The 1,186-nt window shown below is 47.7% G+C and carries 1 pseudogene; it reads left to right on the top strand.

Going from position 1 to position 1,186, the window contains the following annotated elements:
* Positions 1-1,186, top strand: a pseudogene (locus R7Z78_RS24545) (hypothetical protein); the annotation flags it as partial.

The following is a 1,186-nucleotide window of genomic DNA, read 5'->3' as shown; positions in this document are numbered from 1 at the left end:
CTGGTGGTGATGCGTCTGGCTCGGCAAATGCTGGCTATGTGACGGTTGAATACAACAACCCAGAAATACTTGCCTCGACGTTTTTCGAAACCTCTGCAGCACGCACTGGCGTGCAAGATCGTGAAGAAACCGATGACATCAACGTCACCATTTTTGCTGATGGTGGACAATCTCTTGAATCGGAAGTAACCGAAGGTTCGATTTCCCTTACGACTTATCCTCAATCTATTGCAACCAGCGTATCCGTTGAGGCGGGCGATCTCCCGCTTGACCCTAGCTCATTTGTGCCATCTGCTGCTTCACTAGAGTCGCTACTGGCCGAGTTGAACACCGATATTCAATCTGGTGGTAAAGCTGTCGAGTTCTCATACGACGAAGCGCAAAATGCCATCATTGGTGTTCAAGATGGCAATGAAGTCCTACGTATTGAAATTGAAGCGACTTTGCTAGGTCGTGATATCGAGTTGGAGGTGACGACCACCATAAGCCAAGGCATTGACCATGTTGCGTCTGTAGATGACGGGCAGGTGTCGATTGTTGGTGACCGCATCAGTATTGAGTTTGAGATGACGGGTACCGATATTGGTGGTAACAGCATTCGTACGCCAATTGATTTTGTCACGACGATTATCGATGGCGATAATCCAGCGCCGCAAGACATCTCGTTTGAGAATGAAGAATCTTCATCGACGCCAATTACGGGGACGTTTGTCGAAATTGGCAGTGACCAGTTGGCTTCTGTCACTTTTAATCAGGAAAGTTTGTCGCAATTTGATGGTTTATTAACTGACAACCAAGCGACGGTTGCGACCTTGTCTGATGATGGCAGTAACATCACGTTAACCGTAGCTGGCACGGGAGAGGTGGTATTAAGTATCTCTTTAAACACCGACGGCACGTACCAATTTGAACAGTTCAAACCGCTTGAGCAGACGAATGATAGCGATACGATAGCGCTTTCTCTTCCAACGACGATCGTGGATTACGACCAAGATACGGTCAGCAATACCTTTGTGATTACAATTGCTGATGGCGATAACCCAGTCATTAACAATGTCACAAGCTTGTCTTTGGACGAGTCTGGCGTCGAGCAAGGTTCTCTACAGGGCATCGCGATTACTAGCGGTACCGGATCAATTTCGGCAGCCGCAGGCAGCGATATTATTGATCACTTCGAAGTAGAACC

This window comes from Vibrio sp. 1167 (genome assembly GCF_033340375.1).
GTDB lineage: Bacteria > Pseudomonadota > Gammaproteobacteria > Enterobacterales > Vibrionaceae > Vibrio > Vibrio alginolyticus.
This window is presented reverse-complemented; position numbering and strand designations above follow the sequence as displayed.